The organism is Streptococcus sp. BS35b, from assembly GCF_000286475.1.
Lineage (GTDB): Bacteria > Bacillota > Bacilli > Lactobacillales > Streptococcaceae > Streptococcus > Streptococcus oralis_W.
The window spans coordinates 190035-207509 of record NZ_ALKH01000001.1 but is presented as its reverse complement, the minus strand read 5'-3'; the positions used below and the strand labels follow the sequence as shown (position 1 = coordinate 207509).

At 40.2% G+C, this 17475-nt stretch carries 20 protein-coding genes; 18 read left to right on the top strand and 2 right to left on the bottom strand.

The genetic code is table 11. The features are described 5' to 3' along the window. Nucleotides 1–8 precede the first annotated feature (8 nt). A complete protein-coding gene (locus HMPREF1149_RS03225) occupies nt 9–320 on the top strand; it encodes a hypothetical protein (protein ID WP_000420576.1) in 312 nt (103 codons plus the stop codon). Between the two features lie 52 nt (nt 321–372). On the opposite strand, the gene HMPREF1149_RS03220 is transcribed toward HMPREF1149_RS03225, so the two are convergent. Continuing rightward, entirely contained in the window at nt 373–1392 is a 1020-nt protein-coding gene (locus tag HMPREF1149_RS03220) for a hypothetical protein (protein WP_000495211.1), read from the bottom strand. Between the two features lie 119 nt (nt 1393–1511). Here HMPREF1149_RS03220 and HMPREF1149_RS03215 point away from each other — a divergent pair, with 119 nt between their 5' ends. From HMPREF1149_RS03215 to HMPREF1149_RS03135, 17 genes are all read left to right on the top strand, one after another. Then, nucleotides 1512–2018 carry a YfbM family protein gene (locus HMPREF1149_RS03215; protein ID WP_000525324.1) on the top strand — a complete coding sequence of 169 codons (507 nt, stop codon included), beginning with the start codon at nt 1512–1514 and terminating at the stop codon, nt 2016–2018. Between the two features lie 32 nt (nt 2019–2050). Next, entirely contained in the window at nt 2051–2902 is an 852-nt protein-coding gene (locus tag HMPREF1149_RS03210; protein ID WP_001070498.1) for a CbrC family protein, read from the top strand. 18 nt (nt 2903–2920) lie between these two features. Beyond that, the gene (locus tag HMPREF1149_RS03205) at nt 2921–3394 is read left to right on the top strand and encodes a hypothetical protein (RefSeq protein ID WP_029710809.1); all 474 of its coding nucleotides are present in this window, start codon (nt 2921–2923) and stop codon (nt 3392–3394) included. 26 nt (nt 3395–3420) lie between these two features. Continuing rightward, nucleotides 3421–3975, top strand: coding sequence for a hypothetical protein (locus HMPREF1149_RS03200; protein ID WP_000723612.1), 555 nt, complete (start codon nt 3421–3423; stop codon nt 3973–3975). A gap of 10 nt (nt 3976–3985) precedes the next feature. Beyond that, a complete protein-coding gene (locus HMPREF1149_RS03195; RefSeq protein WP_001265714.1) occupies nt 3986–4483 on the top strand; it encodes a hypothetical protein in 498 nt (165 codons plus the stop codon). A gap of 48 nt (nt 4484–4531) precedes the next feature. Beyond that, nucleotides 4532–5326: a DUF4261 domain-containing protein gene (locus HMPREF1149_RS03190; protein WP_001010102.1), complete on the top strand. Its 795-nt coding sequence runs from the start codon at nt 4532–4534 to the stop codon at nt 5324–5326. A 43-nt stretch (nt 5327–5369) separates the two neighbouring features. Next, a complete protein-coding gene (locus HMPREF1149_RS03185) occupies nt 5370–5837 on the top strand; it encodes a hypothetical protein (protein WP_000817468.1) in 468 nt (155 codons plus the stop codon). After that, nucleotides 5830–6846, top strand: a complete 1017-nt coding sequence (locus HMPREF1149_RS03180) for a hypothetical protein (RefSeq protein WP_000124742.1) — start codon at nt 5830–5832, stop codon at nt 6844–6846. Before HMPREF1149_RS03185 ends, HMPREF1149_RS03180 begins: the two co-directional genes overlap by 8 nt. Nucleotides 6847–7438: 592 nt before the next feature. After that, the gene (locus tag HMPREF1149_RS03175) at nt 7439–8899 is read left to right on the top strand and encodes an aminotransferase class I/II-fold pyridoxal phosphate-dependent enzyme (RefSeq protein WP_000732143.1); all 1461 of its coding nucleotides are present in this window, start codon (nt 7439–7441) and stop codon (nt 8897–8899) included. Beyond that, nucleotides 8900–9760: a polyamine aminopropyltransferase gene (gene speE / locus HMPREF1149_RS03170; RefSeq protein ID WP_000366710.1), complete on the top strand. Its 861-nt coding sequence runs from the start codon at nt 8900–8902 to the stop codon at nt 9758–9760. Further along, entirely contained in the window at nt 9757–11016 is a 1260-nt protein-coding gene (locus HMPREF1149_RS03165; RefSeq protein WP_000088755.1) for a saccharopine dehydrogenase family protein, read from the top strand. Before speE ends, HMPREF1149_RS03165 begins: the two co-directional genes overlap by 4 nt. Beyond that, nucleotides 11016–12143, top strand: a complete 1128-nt coding sequence (gene nspC / locus HMPREF1149_RS03160; RefSeq protein ID WP_000764356.1) for a carboxynorspermidine decarboxylase — start codon at nt 11016–11018, stop codon at nt 12141–12143. The genes HMPREF1149_RS03165 and nspC overlap by 1 nt, the downstream gene beginning before the upstream one ends. After that, complete coding sequence (gene aguA / locus HMPREF1149_RS03155; protein ID WP_000969479.1) at nt 12140–13225, top strand: agmatine deiminase; 1086 nt, start codon at nt 12140–12142, stop codon at nt 13223–13225. The genes nspC and aguA overlap by 4 nt, the downstream gene beginning before the upstream one ends. Before the next feature lie 9 nt (nt 13226–13234). Further along, a complete protein-coding gene (aguB, locus tag HMPREF1149_RS03150; protein WP_001246732.1) occupies nt 13235–14110 on the top strand; it encodes an N-carbamoylputrescine amidase in 876 nt (291 codons plus the stop codon). A gap of 144 nt (nt 14111–14254) precedes the next feature. Continuing rightward, nucleotides 14255–14992 (top strand): TraX family protein, encoded by a 738-nt coding sequence (locus HMPREF1149_RS03145; protein ID WP_000759212.1) that lies wholly within the window; start codon nt 14255–14257, stop codon nt 14990–14992. 105 nt (nt 14993–15097) lie between these two features. Beyond that, on the top strand, nt 15098–15799 hold the full coding sequence (locus HMPREF1149_RS03140; protein ID WP_001284148.1) for a response regulator transcription factor: 702 nt from the start codon (nt 15098–15100) through the stop codon (nt 15797–15799). Then, entirely contained in the window at nt 15796–16674 is an 879-nt protein-coding gene (locus HMPREF1149_RS03135; RefSeq protein ID WP_000990194.1) for a sensor histidine kinase, read from the top strand. The genes HMPREF1149_RS03140 and HMPREF1149_RS03135 overlap by 4 nt, the downstream gene beginning before the upstream one ends. A 38-nt stretch (nt 16675–16712) precedes the next feature. Here the strand turns inward: HMPREF1149_RS03135 and HMPREF1149_RS03130 are convergent, their stop codons facing one another. Beyond that, the gene (locus HMPREF1149_RS03130) at nt 16713–17465 is read right to left on the bottom strand and encodes an ABC transporter permease (protein ID WP_000581956.1); all 753 of its coding nucleotides are present in this window, start codon (nt 17463–17465) and stop codon (nt 16713–16715) included. Nucleotides 17466–17475: the final 10 nt, after the last annotated feature.

Here is a 17475-nt window from a genome sequence, read left to right as displayed (position 1 = left end):
GTAGATATATGGAATTAAAAGATTTTACTGAGAAAGAACAAGAGATGATTAAGCAAGGATTGACAACATCTGAGATTAGCGATAAGGAAACCGCTGCGAAAATCCTTGCCCTAGTACCTCAGGAATGGATCAAACGCATTCCCTTTTTCGTGCGAAAACACGCAACAACTCGGACAATAAAGCGTATTTCTATCGAACATCCAGAGCTCTACGCAGTTGCCAAGAGAAGTGGTGAGATTCCTGAGAAGGAAAGAGAAGAATTGCGCCAAATTCTGACAGATATTTTCCAAGAAAAAATGAACAAGCATAAGATTAAGTAGTTTTTAATCATTTACTTAATCTTATACTTGCTCGTATTGAAATGATACGATATTATTCCCACATACTGTGTTGAGCTCTAACACCATAACTATCTATGGAACCATCTGAATTGAACTTGGCTTCAATCCTGTATCTTTTCCAGAGGTCGTAATCTGCTGTTTGAATGGTTAGGATGTAGTTTGCGTCCGTCTCAGCGACATTGTAATCAGCAGGATTGACTTCAAAGATATCGATTAATTCTCTTGTTTGAAAATCTTGGAGCTTGAGATTTGCTAAACTGACATGATTGATAGAAATTCCCTGCAATTGATGGGCATCCTTAGGCGTTCTATAGTAGGTAATGACACAGTTTTTGAGTTGATCAGTATCTTTGCCAGTAGGAGTAAGGGTCATAAAACCATAGGACTGATCTTCACGCTTGATTTCGAGAAGCTGACCGTAGTAGAAATGGTCGTTTTTTGGATTGGTAATAGGACTATCTGCACCTTTATCTTCGAAGGTGAAACCTTGCTCTAAAAGCTCGGAAGCCTTGGTCTCTCCGATAATGACTGTGGTATTTTGAATGGTGACTGGAACAGGTTGAGCTGGAAGACCACTCATCATGATGCAGAACATAAACACATAGCTTGTTAAAAAAACTGTCCCAATAAAAGCATTGGTTGATGCATAGGCATGACTGTTTTGAAAGTTTTTTCTTATAGCTAATACGATTAATTTGCCGATACTTTTTATAACCATACTAACAAGTACGATGAAAAATTGTTTTTTCAAACATTCATAAACTGCTTGCGGGAAGCTATTGCCATGATAGTAGAAGCCAGCCAATACGAGTAGGTTTACGATTAAATAGATCAGCAAGAACCAATGAATCTCTTTAAGGGCATTGGCATCAGTGATTTCTTCATAGTCAACGTGAATTCTACCTTGAATGGCATGGCCGAGTTTATAGATCCATTTTGGGACATCTTTCCCTTGTCTGACCGCAACTACAAGTCTGATATAGAGATAGATAGTAAAGGACAAGGATAGAAAGAAAAGAGCATAAAAACCCAAAACAATACTAGTGAACATTACTATTTCCCCCTATTTAACATTCAATAAAACAATTTCTTAGCTCCATTATAGCATTTTCTAGGGAAATAGAGCTAGAAAGATCCGTATAATACTAACTGATTCAAAGGAGTAAAATCATGGGAATGATTGCCAATTATCAATATTTACCAGACGATGAATTAGATCAAATAAAAGGTCTTTCCAATCAAGAAGATGACTTGTTAGATTTTGCAGAGGATTCCGCTGATAGTCATGATATCTTACTAGATATTGACAAAATGTGGGATGCTCTTCTCTTTGTCATGACAGGATTTAGTAGTTCAGAATTTTTGGATGACAATCCCTTGAGAGAAGCGGTTTTAGGAGTGACTCCTCTAGAGGATGTATCTGAATATATGGCCTATACTGAAAAAAACAAGATAGCTGAGATCGTAGAAGCTTTAGAAAGTTTTGACATGGACAGAGCTATGGCTAACTTTAGTATGGAAGCTTGTAAAAAAGCAGACTTGTATCCTGATATTTGGGATTATCTTGAGGAAGAGGAAGAAATCAAGGATGATATTTTAACCTGCTTTGTCAAAATGAAAGACTTTTACAAAAAGATTCTGGAGCTCAATGGAAATGTCTTAGTTACTATTTGTTAAGATTTTATGTCATTCATTAGGAAGGTGGTCAGATGAATCCATATTTACAAGAATATATCACTCGGACAAGGGAATACCATGCTAAAGATGGAAATTCTTCCAGTGTTGCGGCACTCTATGATTTGGCTGATGAATTAGCTAAGTCTGAGGATTTAGAAGCTAAGAAAGTCTTAGTTGACCTCTATGAACAATTGGGTCTCTACGCTAGTGCCTATAGCTTATTTACCGAAATCTTAGACAAACCTGATCGAAAACAGATAAAGAAACTGAGCCGTTTACAAGAAATGAGTCAGAGTCATGGCAATCGTTTTGCCCTTCCTCGTCCTCTAAAAAAAGAGGAGAAGAAGTATAGGCAGAAGCTATTACAGTCTTTGCCGCATTTTATCTATCATCCAGATCCTTTAGCTACAGGTTCATTTGTTGAAGGAGAAGCCAAGGTTTGTCCATCTTGTGGGAAAGAAAGCAATTTTTATTATACCCTTCTACCTTATTGTATCGAAGAGATAGAACATCTCTGCCCAACTTGCATTGCAAACGGTCAAGCAGCTAAAAAATTCGATGCAGAATTTATCCAAGATGCCGAGTGGCAGGGTGAATTGGATCCAGAAAAGAATCAGCTGCTTTTTTGTCAGACCCCAGGCTACTCTAGTTGGCAGGGAGAATATTGGCTTTCTTGTTGCCAAGATTATTGTGCTTACTTGGGTACAGTTGGAACTCGAGAATTGAAGGATATGGGAATCGCTGAGCAAGTCTTGGAAGACTATGAAGCGCGTGAAGAATATCAAGAGGTAGAAGACTACTTGGTCAAAGACGGGCCTATCTGTGGTTATTTGTTTAGATGTCTACATTGTCAAAAATACCATATCTGGGTTGATGCAGATTAAATCGAAATGTGATTAGCTATGAAAATTAAAGAGAAGACTATGGAAGAACTAGAATTATTCGAAGCTGCCTCCAAAGATTTATTTGATACTATGCAGGGATTTAAAGACAATCTATCTGTTCAATTTCCCCTATTAGATAGTGATAACTGGCAGTATGATAAGGGATCCATAAAAGTTTGTAAGGCTGATGAGTCAGGATTCAAAAAAAGATGTAGAGTCGGAATCAGCTACAATTTGAAAGTCACCCTATTAAACGAAGATGCCGAGCAAATCTGGCTACTGTTTAAAGACTGGTTCAATACTAGCAGATTGAGTCAAGTTGAAAGAAATCTTAATAATGAGGATTTGGGAAGATATGTCTTCTCAGCAAGTTCCCCTCTAGGTGATCAGGTAGATTGTTCCATTTATTTGCCTAATGAGTGGAATATCCCTCAGATTAGCTTTTCAGGCTATCTAACAGCTCGTTATAGGGCTTGTGATCTTGATAAATAGCAAAAATAAGATGGAGGTTTTTAGAGATGAAAAAGATTAATTGGGACAAGATAAAAACTCGCTTAGATGCCTTGCTAGTCATTGACGAATATCTAACAGATCCGAGTGAGGATTGGCTCAGACTTGTGATTAAGACTGAGGAAGACTATGGACTCCGCTACCTTATTGACAATGGCTCTGGTGATTCTTTAGATGTGATTTTGACTGATAAACTGATCCTCATAAAAGGCTTTGATCATGAAAGCAGTTTAAGCCAGTTTGCTGCTGACGAGTGGAATCAAGATATCATCGATGGTTTTTATAATGGACTGGATGAAAAGTATGTCTCACTTTATTCAGAAGAACAAAAAGATGAAACAACCTTCTTTATCTGGTATGACGGTCACGCGCATCAACACACTTACCAAGATCAGGATGGCGGAGAATGGTTGCTCTCTTACCTTTTTGATAGCTTTGAGAGATTTCATGAGTTTGTGACTGACTATTATGAAATTACCGTAGATAAAGATTTACTTAGGAAACTCTACATGGATGGACAACTTTCAGACATAGAAGTAAAGCAATTAATCCAGGAAAGTTAAGAGAGTAATCATGAGAGTGAACTATAAAAATACCCCTGAAAACTATCGAGCCATGGCGGAAATAATCATCCCACCCTTGCTTAATTTACTCAAAAGTTTAACCTTGTTAGAAGAGGAAATTTTTGAGCGTAACAGAGCACTGGATAAGGAAAAAGAAGCCCTTAGCATCCCAGCAAATCAAGTTCATCCAAAGTGGAATGATCTTATGGATGACTATTTTCATAGACAAATCCAACTTATGACTGGACAAGTGACTCAAAAATGCTTGGAAGGAGGAGTTCGAAATTCTTATGGCTCCCCAAGTGAGTATAACTATGTTCAAACGAATGATTTTTCTGTAGATTTTATCATGACAAAAGCTGAAGAAGCAAGAGTCATCACCCATTATCAAGAAGCTTTAGAAATGAAGCATCAGTTTGTACTTAGATTGGTGGATGGAAATTGGCTACTTGATGAGAAATTCTACGGTTTTGAGGATGAGGAAACTTGGTATGACGACTCACTTTAAGCAAGATAGCTTTGCTTCCCAACTGATATGAGAAAAAGGAGAAGTCCTATGAATTTTTTAAAAAATCTATTTACTAGTAAGAAAGAAAAGTCAGAGAAGAAAAAACAACTGATCTTGTCCATGCCCCTCTTTAAAGGCAAGCAGGCCTATTCTTTAGACCAGGTCGTTCAGGAATTGAAATCTCACTGGGCGCTTGAAATTTCTGAAGTTTCTGGGGATGATTCTAGTGCAACCTTTGTGATTGATGGTGCTCTCGTTGCGCTGGCTTTAATGGATTTGCCTATCCCAAGTCAAGAATTTGAAGAATTGTATGCCTATTCTTACCTCTGGCAGGATGTTGAGAAGGAAACACAGGAGCACACACAACACGCCATTGTTTCTATCCTGTCTGACAATCTTTCGCCAGTAGAAACTTATTCCCTATTAACCAAAGTCAATGCCTCTATCTTAAAAACTAGTCAATCAGCTATTGGTATTTATCAGGGTTCTACCACCTTGCTCTTACCCAAAGATCTTTATCTAGACCTGACTGACCTTTTGAAAGAAGAAATGCTTCCCCTTCAACTCTGGATTTATATGGGAATTATCAACCAGGGAGATAAAACTAGTATTTACACTTATGGTTTGAAAGAGTTTGGAAAAACTGAGATTGAAATTATCGAGTCTCTTATGAATAGCGATGACCTATATTATTTTCTCTTGTCTATTCTTCAGTATGTTTTAGGCAGTGATGTCACCTTAAAGGATGGTGAAACCATTGGCTTTTCAGAGGATCAAAAAATCAAAATCACTGAGTCAAAAGCCGTCTATTTGGAAGGAAATTCCTTGAAATTAGATGTTTAAACCATGATTTATAATTGAGTGTCTTTCCTAGATTGGGGGTTTTATGAAGCGTGATATAAACAAGTATTATCTCTACCGATTTCTGGTCTATAGATTTGAAAAACTCTCTTGTAAGAACCCAAGTCTCAAGGAAATAAAACCAGAAAACAGAGAAAAAATCGTTCTAGAGGCTACTCGAACTAGTCAAAAGATTATTCTAGTCCTTGGAATTCTTTATGTTTTTCTAAATTCTGCTATGTTCATTTACCTAAGGCTCAATGATTTTCAAAATCCCTTTTTGACTTGGTTTACTGACTACATCGACTATTTGGGGGTACTGATAAACGGTGAATGGGGCGGTAGTTGGCGTCAAAAGAAAGCTAGTTTTTTGATGATTGCTCTAGTGGCTTTACCCATTGTGCTGATAGAAGGCGGCCCCTTCTTCTTGCTGGTTTTATTGATTGGGAATTGGGTACTAAAGAGAAAGATAAGATTTGTGAGAGAACATAAAGGAGTAGAGAGCCATGGCTAGAACAGTGATTATAGGTACTTTAATTGCTTTTGCAATCTTTAATCTGCTACTAGGTCTGGGTTTTTATCTCTTTCTAAAAAAGAGGAAAGAGAATGGACAGTCATTGTACGAAACTCCTGTAAATCAACAAACTCGAACAGAAAAACTGGGTCTAGGCGAGATTTTGATCTACCTGACACTGATTGTCATCGCAGGGATCTTTGCCTTTCAGACCTTAAATAGAGGCGGTGTGGGGAATTCTATTTTAGCCAAAATGATCCTCCTACCTGCTCTAATGGCCCTTTTCAATGCAAGAAAACGAACTGGGAAGTCTATGCTTGCCCTCCTTATAACCTTCCTTGTCTTTCTAGTAGGAGTCATGTTTAATCTCACGATTGGTTTGCCACCTCAAGCACCGATTTTGCAAATTAATGAAAGTAAAATCATTTTAGCTGAAACTAAATCCAGTGAGCTGATGGACGCTGGATTTGACATCTATGTAAGACAGGGCGATGGTGGTAGCGACTATGAAGACCTCCTTACAAGTAACAGTTTCCAAAAGTATCCTGGAGATAAAACAGTTACCATCGAAAAAGGCTTCAGGCTTGATAGCAATGCTGTTCCTTACGCTCCCTATCTCCTAGCAAAAGATGGCATAGTACTGGGCAGTATTTCCTTTTACGGTGCTGAGGACCATGATGTGGCTATAGAAGATTCTCAGGTTATTCAGGTTCGATTTAACAAGGACAGTATTGAGGCAGCGAAAAAACATTCTATTACTTTCAAATTAAATGAACTTGACTTGACTACACGACTGGATGTTTCTCTTGTTCAAGAAACTTTCAAGAAGCATCTATGGTCAATTCCGCCATCAAATACAAGTGATGTCACTCAACTATGGTATGGATTAAAGTGGTCCAGCAACAGCGATTCGCTATTTTGGAATGAGTACTATGGTCTCATCCGCCTAGATGAAAATTATATGATGACTGATTTTGAACTAGCTGTTCAAGTAGCACGAGATAAGTAGATAAGATTTTGAATAACTGACTATACTTACGATTCAACAAAGGAACTAATCGATTTAGTTCCTGCTTTTGTTTTTTGATTTCAATTTTAAACGGTTTCTTTTTATTGTTGAATACTATTTCGCGAACAAAAAAAGAAATTCTTTAAAAAAAGTTTCACAAAATCCTTTACAAGCTCTTGTAAACATGGTATAGTTATAAGGCTTAGAAAATGAGAAGATGTTTTCTAGCAAATATAAACCCGAGTAAAAAATGCCTACGGACAGGCAGGGTTGAATGCCGAAGCGTGGTTGAAAAGCCACATTATTGATAGGGTTAAAAGCCTACTTTTATAAGTTGATGTTAGGACGCTTGTCCTAATTCATAAATTTTAGTGTGGTGAAAGCACACGTCATCTTGTGAAACGATCAATAAAGTACGTAATATTTGCTACTAGAGAGTTAGGAAACATCGGGAACAGACATACTCAACAGAAACCAAAATAAACACGTCAGAAGATTGCAGAGCAGGTGAAAACCTGCTCTTTTTTCATAAGTCAACCTTTAGTCACCTTTATCTTCTTGTGGTGCTAAAAATATGGTAAAGGAGTATGTCTTGAAGAAGTTAGATCAAAACCAAGCCCCAATTTACGAGGCTTTGGTCAAACTACGCAAGAAAAGGATTGTCCCCTTTGATGTGCCAGGTCACAAGCGTGGGCGGGGAAATCCAGAACTTGTTGAACTATTAGGGGAAAAATGTGTTGGCATTGATGTCAATTCGATGAAACCCTTGGATAATCTCGGCCATCCCATTTCGATTATTCGGGATGCAGAGGAGTTGGCTGCGGATGCTTTTGGTGCAGCCCATGCCTTTCTCATGATTGGTGGGACAACTTCTTCCGTGCAGACCATGATTCTTTCGACTTGTAAGGCGGGAGATAAGATTATTCTGCCACGAAATGTCCACAAATCTGCCATCAATGCGTTGGTTCTATGTGGTGCCATTCCCATCTATATCGAGATGAGTGTGGATCCTAAAATCGGCATCGCTTTAGGTTTTGAAAATGACCGGGTTGCCCAGGCCATAAAGGAACATCCAGATGCTAAGGCTATCCTAATAAACAATCCTACCTACTATGGGATTTGTTCAGACCTCAAGGGTTTAACGGAAATGGGTCATGAAGCGGGCATGCTGGTTTTAGTGGATGAAGCCCATGGAGCGCATTTGCATTTTACAGACAAATTGCCACTGTCTGCTATGGATGCTGGCGCTGATATGGCGGCGGTCTCTATGCATAAGTCTGGTGGGAGTTTGACTCAAAGTTCCATCCTGCTTATCGGGGAACAGATGAATCCTGAGTACGTTCGTCAGATCATCAACCTGACCCAGTCTACATCCGCCTCTTACTTGTTGATGGCTAGTTTGGATATTTCTCGACGGAACTTAGCCCTTCGTGGCAAAGAGTCTTTTGAAAAGGTTATTGAACTATCTGAGTATGCTCGTCGTGAAATCAATGCTATCGGTGGTTATTATGCCTACTCAAAAGAGTTAATAGACGGTGTGTCAGTCTGTGATTTTGATGTAACCAAGCTGTCAGTTTACACTCAGGGTATTGGGCTAACAGGGATAGAGGTTTATGACCTCTTACGAGACGAATACGATATTCAGATTGAATTCGGGGATATTGGCAATATATTGGCCTATATTTCAATCGGTGACCGCATCCAAGACATTGAGCGTCTGGTCGGTGCTTTGGCGGATATCAAGAGACTATACTCAAGAGATGGAAAAGATTTGATTGCTGGAGAATATATCCAGCCTGAGTTGGTCCTATCTCCTCAGGAAGCCTTTTATTCAGAGAGAAGAAGTTTGACCTTGGATGCGTCGGTTGGACAGGTCTGTGGGGAATTTGTCATGTGCTATCCTCCAGGCATCCCAATCCTAGCACCAGGTGAACGGATTACACGAGAGATTGTGGATTATATCCAATTTGCCAAGGAACGTGGTTGTTCCCTCCAAGGAACGGAAGATCCAGAGGTCAATCACATCAACGTCATTAAGAGAAAGGAGAACTAGATGGATTTATGGTTTTCTGAAGTTCATACTCCAGATGTGAAATTATCTTTGAGAACTGCCAAGCAACTCTATGCTGGAAAAAGTGAATGGCAGGATATCGAAGTCTTGGATACACCAGCTTTTGGGAAAATACTAATCTTAAATGGCCATGTCTTGTTTTCAGATGCGGATGATTTTGTCTACAACGAAATGACCGTCCACGTTCCCATGGCTGTCCACCCAAATCCCAAGAAAGTCTTGGTTATTGGAGGTGGAGACGGTGGTGTTGCCCAAGTTTTGACACTGTATCCAGAATTGGAACAAATCGATATTGTGGAACCAGATGAGATGTTGGTTGAGGTCTGTCGTGAGTATTTTCCAGACTTTGCTGCGGGGCTAGATGATCCTCGTGTCACCATTTACTACCAAAATGGACTACGATTTTTACGAAACTGTGAAGATGACTACGATATTATCATCAACGATGCAACAGATCCATTTGGACATACGGAAGGGCTCTTTACCAAGGAATTTTACGGAAACAGTTACAGGGCCTTGAAAGAAGACGGAATCATGATCTATCAGCATGGGAGTCCCTTCTTTGACGAGGATGAGTCAGCATGCCGAAGCATGCACCGCAAGGTCAATCAAGCATTTCCAATCAGTCGGGTCTATCAGGCTCATATCCCAACCAGTCCAGCTGGATATTGGTTGTTTGGATTTGCATCGAAAAAATACCACCCTATCAAAGATTTTGACAAGGAAGGCTGGAAAAAACGCCAGCTTTTCACAGAATACTATACTGCAAACTTACATGTGGGAGCCTTTATGTTGCCTAAGTATGTTGAGGATATTTTAGAAGAAGAGGAAGGAAAAAAATGAGTCGTTTATTAGTTATCGGATGTGGGGGCGTTGCCCAAGTTGCTATTTCAAAGATTTGCCAAGATAGCGAAACCTTTACAGAGATTATGATTGCTAGCCGCACCAAGTCAAAATGCGATGACTTGAAGGCTAAATTAGAAGACAAAACAAGTACAAAGATTGAGACAGCTGCTCTTGATGCTGACAAGGTAGAAGAAGTCACTGCCTTGATCGAAAGCTACAAGCCAGAAGCTGTTTTGAACGTGGCGCTACCATATCAAGATTTAACCATTATGGATGCTTGTTTGGCGACAGGTGTCCACTATATCGATACTGCCAACTATGAGGCTGAAGATACAGAAGACCCTGAATGGCGTGCTATTTATGAGAAACGTTGTAAGGAACTTGGTTTTACAGCTTACTTTGACTACTCATGGCAATGGGATTATCAGGAAAAATTCAAAGAAGCAGGCTTGACAGCTCTGCTTGGATCTGGTTTTGACCCAGGTGTGACTAGTGTCTTTTCAGCCTATGCTCTCAAACATTACTTTGATGAAATCCACTATATCGACATTTTAGACTGTAATGGTGGTGACCACGGTTATCCATTTGCGACAAACTTTAACCCAGAAATCAATCTCCGCGAGGTTTCTGCGCCGGGTTCTTACTGGGAAGATGGAAAATGGGTCGAAGTCGAAGCTATGTCTATCAAGCGTGAGTATGATTTCCCTCAAGTTGGACAAAAAGATATGTATCTCCTTCACCATGAAGAAATCGAATCACTGGCGAAAAACATTCCAGGTGTCAAACGGATTCGTTTCTTTATGACCTTCGGCCAATCTTATCTAACGCACATGAAATGCTTGGAAAACGTTGGTCTCCTTCGCACGGATACCATTAACTTTAATGGACAAGACATCGTTCCGATTCAATTCTTAAAAGCCTTGCTTCCAGATCCAGCCAGCCTTGGTCCACGCACAGTTGGAAAAACAAATATTGGATGTATCTTTACAGGAATCAAAGACGGTGTTGAAAAGACCATTTACATCTACAATGTTTGCGACCATCAGGAATGTTACGCAGAGGTTGGTTCACAAGCTATTTCTTACACGACAGGCGTTCCAGCAATGATTGGGACAAAATTGGTTATGAACGGAACCTGGAAACAACCTGGAGTTTACAACCTTGAAGAATTGGATCCAGATCCATTCATGGAAGCTTTGAATGAGTACGGTTTGCCTTGGGTTGTGGTTGAAAATCCGCAAATGGTGGACTAATGAAGCTAGAACAAGTACCAACACCAGCTTATGTCATTGACTTGGCCAAGTTAGAAGCCAATTGCCGTATCCTACAATATGTACAAGAAGAAGCTGGTTGCAAGGTTTTGCTTGCCCAGAAGGCATATTCTCTTTACAAAACCTATCCCTTGATTAGCCAGTATCTGTCAGGTACGACGGCTAGTGGTCTCTACGAGGCCAAGTTAGCTAGAGAAGAGTTCCCGGGAGAAGTCCATGTCTTTGCGCCAGCCTTCAAGGATGCGGACTTGGAGGAATTGCTTGAGATAACGGACCATATCGTCTTTAACTCGGAGAGACAGTTGCGTAAGCATGGGGCTCGTTTTCGAGCGGCTGGTATCAGTGTCGGTTTGCGTATCAATCCTCAGTGTTCAACTCAGGGAGATCACGCGCTCTACGACCCTTGTGCGCCTGGCTCTCGGTTTGGAGTTACCTTAGACAAGATACCAAGTGATTTGCTGGATCTAGTTGATGGCCTTCATTTTCATACCCTTTGCGAGCAAGGTTCAGATGATTTAGAGACAACTTTGAAAGCAGTAGAAGAGCAGTTTGGTCCTTATTTACATGAGGTTAAATGGCTCAATATGGGTGGAGGACACCACATCACAAGAGAAGATTACGATGTGGATTTGCTAATTTCTGAAATCAAGCGTATCCGAGATACTTACAATCTTGAAGTCTATATCGAGCCGGGTGAAGCTATTGCGCTTAATGCAGGTTATCTAGCGACGGAAGTATTGGATATTGTAGAAAACGGTATGGATATCTTGGTTTTAGATGCCTCTGCGACCTGCCATATGCCAGATGTACTTGAGATGCCCTATCGTCCACCTTTGAGAAATGGATTTGAACCGCAGGAAAAAGCCCATACCTATAGACTTTCTTCCAATACCTGTCTGACGGGTGATGTGATTGGAGATTATAGTTTTGAAAATCCAGTCCAAATAGGTGATAGACTTTATTTTGAAGATATGGCTATTTACTCATTTGTCAAAAACAATACCTTTAATGGTATTGGATTGCCAAGTCTCTATCTTATGGACGAACAGGGAGAATGTAGCTTAGTCAAATCCTTTGGCTATCAAGATTTTAAAGGGAGATTATCATGATGGACAGTCCCAAAAAATTAGGCTATCGCATGCCAGCAGAATACGAGCCCCATCATGGCACCCTCATGATATGGCCAACTCGACCAGGTTCATGGCCCTTTCAAGGAAAGGCTGCCAAAAGAGCATTTAGCCAAATTATAAAAAACATAGCAGAAGGGGAAAGAGTCTATCTCTTGGTGGATCAGGCCCATCTATCTGAAGCCCAATCTTATCTTGGAGACAAGGTTGTTTATTTAGATATTCCGACAAATGATGCATGGGCGCGTGATACGGGTCCGACCATTCTCGTCAATGATAAAAGAGAAAAGTTGGCAGTAGACTGGTCTTTCAATGCCTGGGGTGGTGCAGTCGATGGCCTCTACCAAGATTATGAAGATGATGACCAAGTAGCCAGTCGCTTTGCTGAGGCGTTGGAAATGCCTGTTTACGATGCTAAACCTTTTGTACTGGAAGGCGGAGCCATACACAGTGACGGTCAAGGAACCATTCTTGTGACTGAAAGTTGCCTTCTGAGCGCTGGTCGCAATCCTCATCTCAGTAAAGAGGAAATCGAGAGAAGATTATTGAACTATCTTGGCGCTGAAAAAGTTATCTGGCTTCCTTATGGTATTTATCAGGACGAAACCAATGAACACGTTGATAATGTTGTAGCCTTTGTAGGTCCTGCAGAACTTGTCTTGGCTTGGACAGATGACCAGAACGATCCCCAGTATGCTATGTCTGTAGCTGATTTAGCTCTTTTAGAGAAGGAAACGGATGCAAAAGGTCGTCCCTTCACTATTCATAAATTGCCAATCCCAGCGCTTCATCAAGTTGTAACCGAAGAGGATTTGCCAGGCTACATCTATGAAGAAGGGGAAGAAGAGCGTTATGCAGGTGAACGTCTTGCAGCTTCCTATGTCAATTTTTATATTGCCAACAAGTCTGTCTTGGTTCCACAGTTTGAGGATGTCAATGACCAAGTGGCCCTAGATATCCTCAGCGAGTGTTTTCCAGACCGTAAAGTCGTAGGAATACCAGCCAGAGATATTCTCTTAGGTGGTGGCAATATCCACTGTATCACCCAACAAATCCCAGAATAGGAGAAAAAGATGAGAAATGTTAGAGTTGCAGCGATTCAGATGCAATGTGCTAAGGATGTAGCAACAAATATCCAAACCGCAGAGCGTTTAGTACATCAGGCTGCAGAACAAGGCGCACAAATCATTCTCTTACCGGAGTTGTTTGAACGCCCCTATTTCTGTCAGGAACGCCAGTATGACTACTACCAATATGCTCAGTCAGTGACAGAAAATACAGCCATTCAACATTTTAAAGTGACTGCTAAGGAACTACAGGTTGTTCTACCGATTAGTTTCTACGAAAAAGATGGCAATGTCTTGTATAACTCAATCGCCGTCATTGATGCAGATGGAGAGGTGCTGGGTGTTTATCGGAAGACCCACATACCAGATGACCATTATTATCAAGAAAAGTTCTATTTCACGCCTGGCAACACTGGTTTCAAGGTCTGGGATACTCGCTACGCTAAGATTGGGATTGGCATCTGTTGGGATCAATGGTTCCCTGAAACAGCGCGCTGTCTTGCGTTGAATGGGGCAGAATTACTCTTTTACCCAACAGCTATAGGTTCGGAACCGATTTTGGATACAGATAGTTGTGGTCACTGGCAACGTACTATGCAAGGGCACGCAGCAGCAAATATTGTCCCAGTCATTGCAGCCAATCGTTACGGTTTGGAAGAAGTCACTCCTAGTGAGGAAAATGGTGGACAGAGTTCTAGTCTTGACTTCTATGGTTCCTCCTTTATGACGGATGAAACAGGAGCTATTCTAGAGAGAGCTGAAAGACAAGGAGAAGCTGTTCTGTTAGCAACTTATGACCTTGACAAGGGAGCAAGCGAACGCCTAAACTGGGGACTGTTTCGTGATAGAAGACCAGAAATGTACCAACGAATTACGGACTAGAAGGTAAATTTTATAATAAACTTTTGATATTCACGCCTGTCTTACAAAAATGTAAGATAGGCTTTTTAAATGTAAGATGGGTGTACGATTATACGTGGAAATGTATGCTATACTCTATGTAGATCAAAAAGAAAGAGGTTTATTATGAAAAAATGGAATGCAACGCAGTTGAAGTATCTGATGGCGGCAGTAATGGTTCTAGACCATATCCCGCATATTACAGGAATCGTTTCTCCTTTGTGGGAAGGTATCTTTCACGCTATGACCCGTTGTGTGGGAGTTTGGTTTGCGTATATGGCTATGGAAGGATTCATCCATACTCGAAATTTGAAAGACTACCTCATCCGCCTTTGGTCTTGGGCACTTATCATGTTTGCTGGAAATAGCCTTCTCAATGCCTTATTTGCATCCAAAGGAGTAATGGTCAATAATAACATTTTCCTGACTTTGGCCATCGGTGTTACCATGCTTTGGCTTGGTTTTCCCAGAAAAGAGCTGGATAAAAAAGAGAAGTTGTGGCGTCGGATTGGGGTTGCTGGTCTCTTGATTTTCGGTTGTCTTTTTACCGAGGGTGGTATCACCATGCTACCATTTCTCTTGATTAGTTACTCTTGTCGAAATCGCAAGGGCTTGCGAAATCTCCTATATGCCTTTCTGTGGGCCTTCTTGTTAGTGACTTCCATCCAAATCTACGACACATGGTACCAAACACTGGAAATGATGCTTTACAATTCTGACTGGCTCTTTATCACCGTATTTCCTTTTATGGCACTTTATAATGGACAGCGAGGAAAAGAAACCAGTTGGAGTAAATATTTCTTTTATATTTTCTACCCAGCTCATCTATGGATTATAACTCTGATTGCTTATTTGCTTAAGTAGATTCAATATTCATTAGCTCCTTCTTGCTTAAAATGTGAGAGGAGCTTTTCTGTATCTGGAAATCCTAACAAAACATGTTATAATAGTTTAGAAAGGACGAGGTTTATGGCGAACATACTTGTAGTTGAAGATAATAATGAAATCCAGGAAATCTTAAGAACCCTTCTTGCAGAGGAACACGAGGTGATTCAAGCATTTTCTGGAACAGAAGGTATCATGCAATTTGACAAAGGTGGCATCGATCTCGTCTTGCTAGATATCATGCTCCCTGGGAAAAATGGCGACCAAGTCTTGCAAGCCATTCGAGAAACTGGTCAGACACCAGTTATCATGCTCACTGCTTTAAGTGATAAAAAGCTTATCAGCCAATATCTCTTAGACGGTGCCAATGATTACATAGTAAAACCTTTTGATTTGAACGAAGTCTTTGCTAGAGTTACTGTGCAGTTACGCCAAAGCGGTGAACATCAGTCAGAAAACCAGAGAAAAACTGAAAATCTCCTACAAAACTTAAAAAATATCCAGTTTGATGCGGATAGTTTTGAAATAAGTTGCGCAACTGAAACGATTCGCCTTGCAAAGAAAGAGTGTCAAATTTTCCAAATCTTGCTCCATCATCCTAAAAAGATCTTCACCAAGGAAGAACTCTATGAATTGATTTGGGAAGAAAGTTACCTGCCTGGAGATAATACGCTCAACACTCATCTAAGCAATCTCCGTAAAAAACTGCATCAACTGGATCCAAATGACGAATACATCGAAACCATTTGGGGAGTTGGTGTACGATTAAAAGGAGACAAGCAATGATGTATATTTTATTATCAATATTGCTCCTCATTAACATCATTTTATCAGTTTCTTTGATTCGCTATCATCTAACAGTTAGAGATTTAAGCAGACAAATCGAAGAAAAGATTCGCTCTGGTAGCATGAAGAGGATCGGGGTAAATTTCTTTTCAAAGACCATTTTGCGTCTACATAACCAAATTGAGAATCTATTTCAAGAAGTGGAGCACAACCAACTAATCATGAAGCGTGAAAAACGCACCCTAGATATGGCAATCAGTAACATTGCTCATGATATTCGGACACCTTTGACAATCGCATCAGGATATACTCAGCAACTAATAAAACATCCCGATAATAGTTCAGAAACCTTAAATAAAATAGCCCATCATCAGGATTTGGTTTCCAAACGGTTGGAGGCCCTCCTTGAATACCGTCATTTGATGGAAGGAGCAGTCAAACCGAAACTGGAAGAACTTGATTTATCAACTTTTATAACAAAAAAGACTTTAGCTTATTACGACGTTTTTCAATCTTCACAGATTGTTCTTGATTTTAACGTTGAACCTGGATTGAAAACGACGACTGATGAGGACTTGCTTGATCGAATTATACAAAACCTCCTTGGAAATGTTCTCAAGCACGGCAAGGAGAAGGCTCGACTTTCTTTGAAAAAGGAAGACAATAGGCTTGTTTTGGAAATTGATAATCTTGTCAAAAAATCTATCAAGAATATAGACAATCTCAGCAATCGTTTTTATTCTGAAAATATGTCAGATACCGAAGAATCCTCTGGTTTAGGTCTCTATATTACTGAGGAATTGGTTCATCTTCTTGGAGCGGAAATGAAGCTAGCCACTGATGGAGAATGGTTTTCAGTCTTTATTTATCTTTAACAGAAGAAACCTCCTCTATATCCTAGAGGAGGTCCTTTTTATAAGCTCTTCTTCTTGAAAACGGTAAGGCCGCTAAGAGAGAAGAAAAGTATGATAGCGATGCAAACCGTAATGGTATAGAGAACGGATTGACTATCAGCAGTCATGGCATAGGCAAAATTTAAGCTCAGATATCGTAAAATTGCGATATTTGGAAAAATAAGCATTGGCACAGAAAGGATGATAGAGCTGACCAGATAGCCGATAAATACGGCAAGATAGGAGTGAGTCACATAGAGAATGAAGGAAACAATCGAAAGCCAGGCGAGAAGGCAGAGAAATTGAAGGAAAATCGTTAAGAGGAGGTTTGTAATAAAACCATCAGGCATCGTACCAAGTCCGTTTAGTAGAGTTGAAGGAACAAAAGCAATCACAAGGCTGGCGATGAGCTGCAAGAGAGCGATACTTGCTAGTACAAAGGATTTAGCAAGGAAAAATTCTGTACGAGAAACGCCGACTGTCAAACTATTTTTATAAAGCTTACCGATTAGATCAACTCCGAGAACGAGACATGCTAGAACAATGCAGAGAAAAACGAGGTTTGAACCATTGCTAGACGTGTTGATAAGAGCTTGAACGCCGTCCCAACCATGGGTTGGAGTCTCTGGTGGTGTTGTATCTACTGCCATTAGATGTCCTGTAGCACCAATAGTAGCACCCAGTAACATAAGTATAAAGAGAATGAATTCTGTAATCCAGAATCCTTTGGAGCGGAAAAGACGGTAAAAATCTGCTTGAATGGTATGTATCATGATTTTTCTC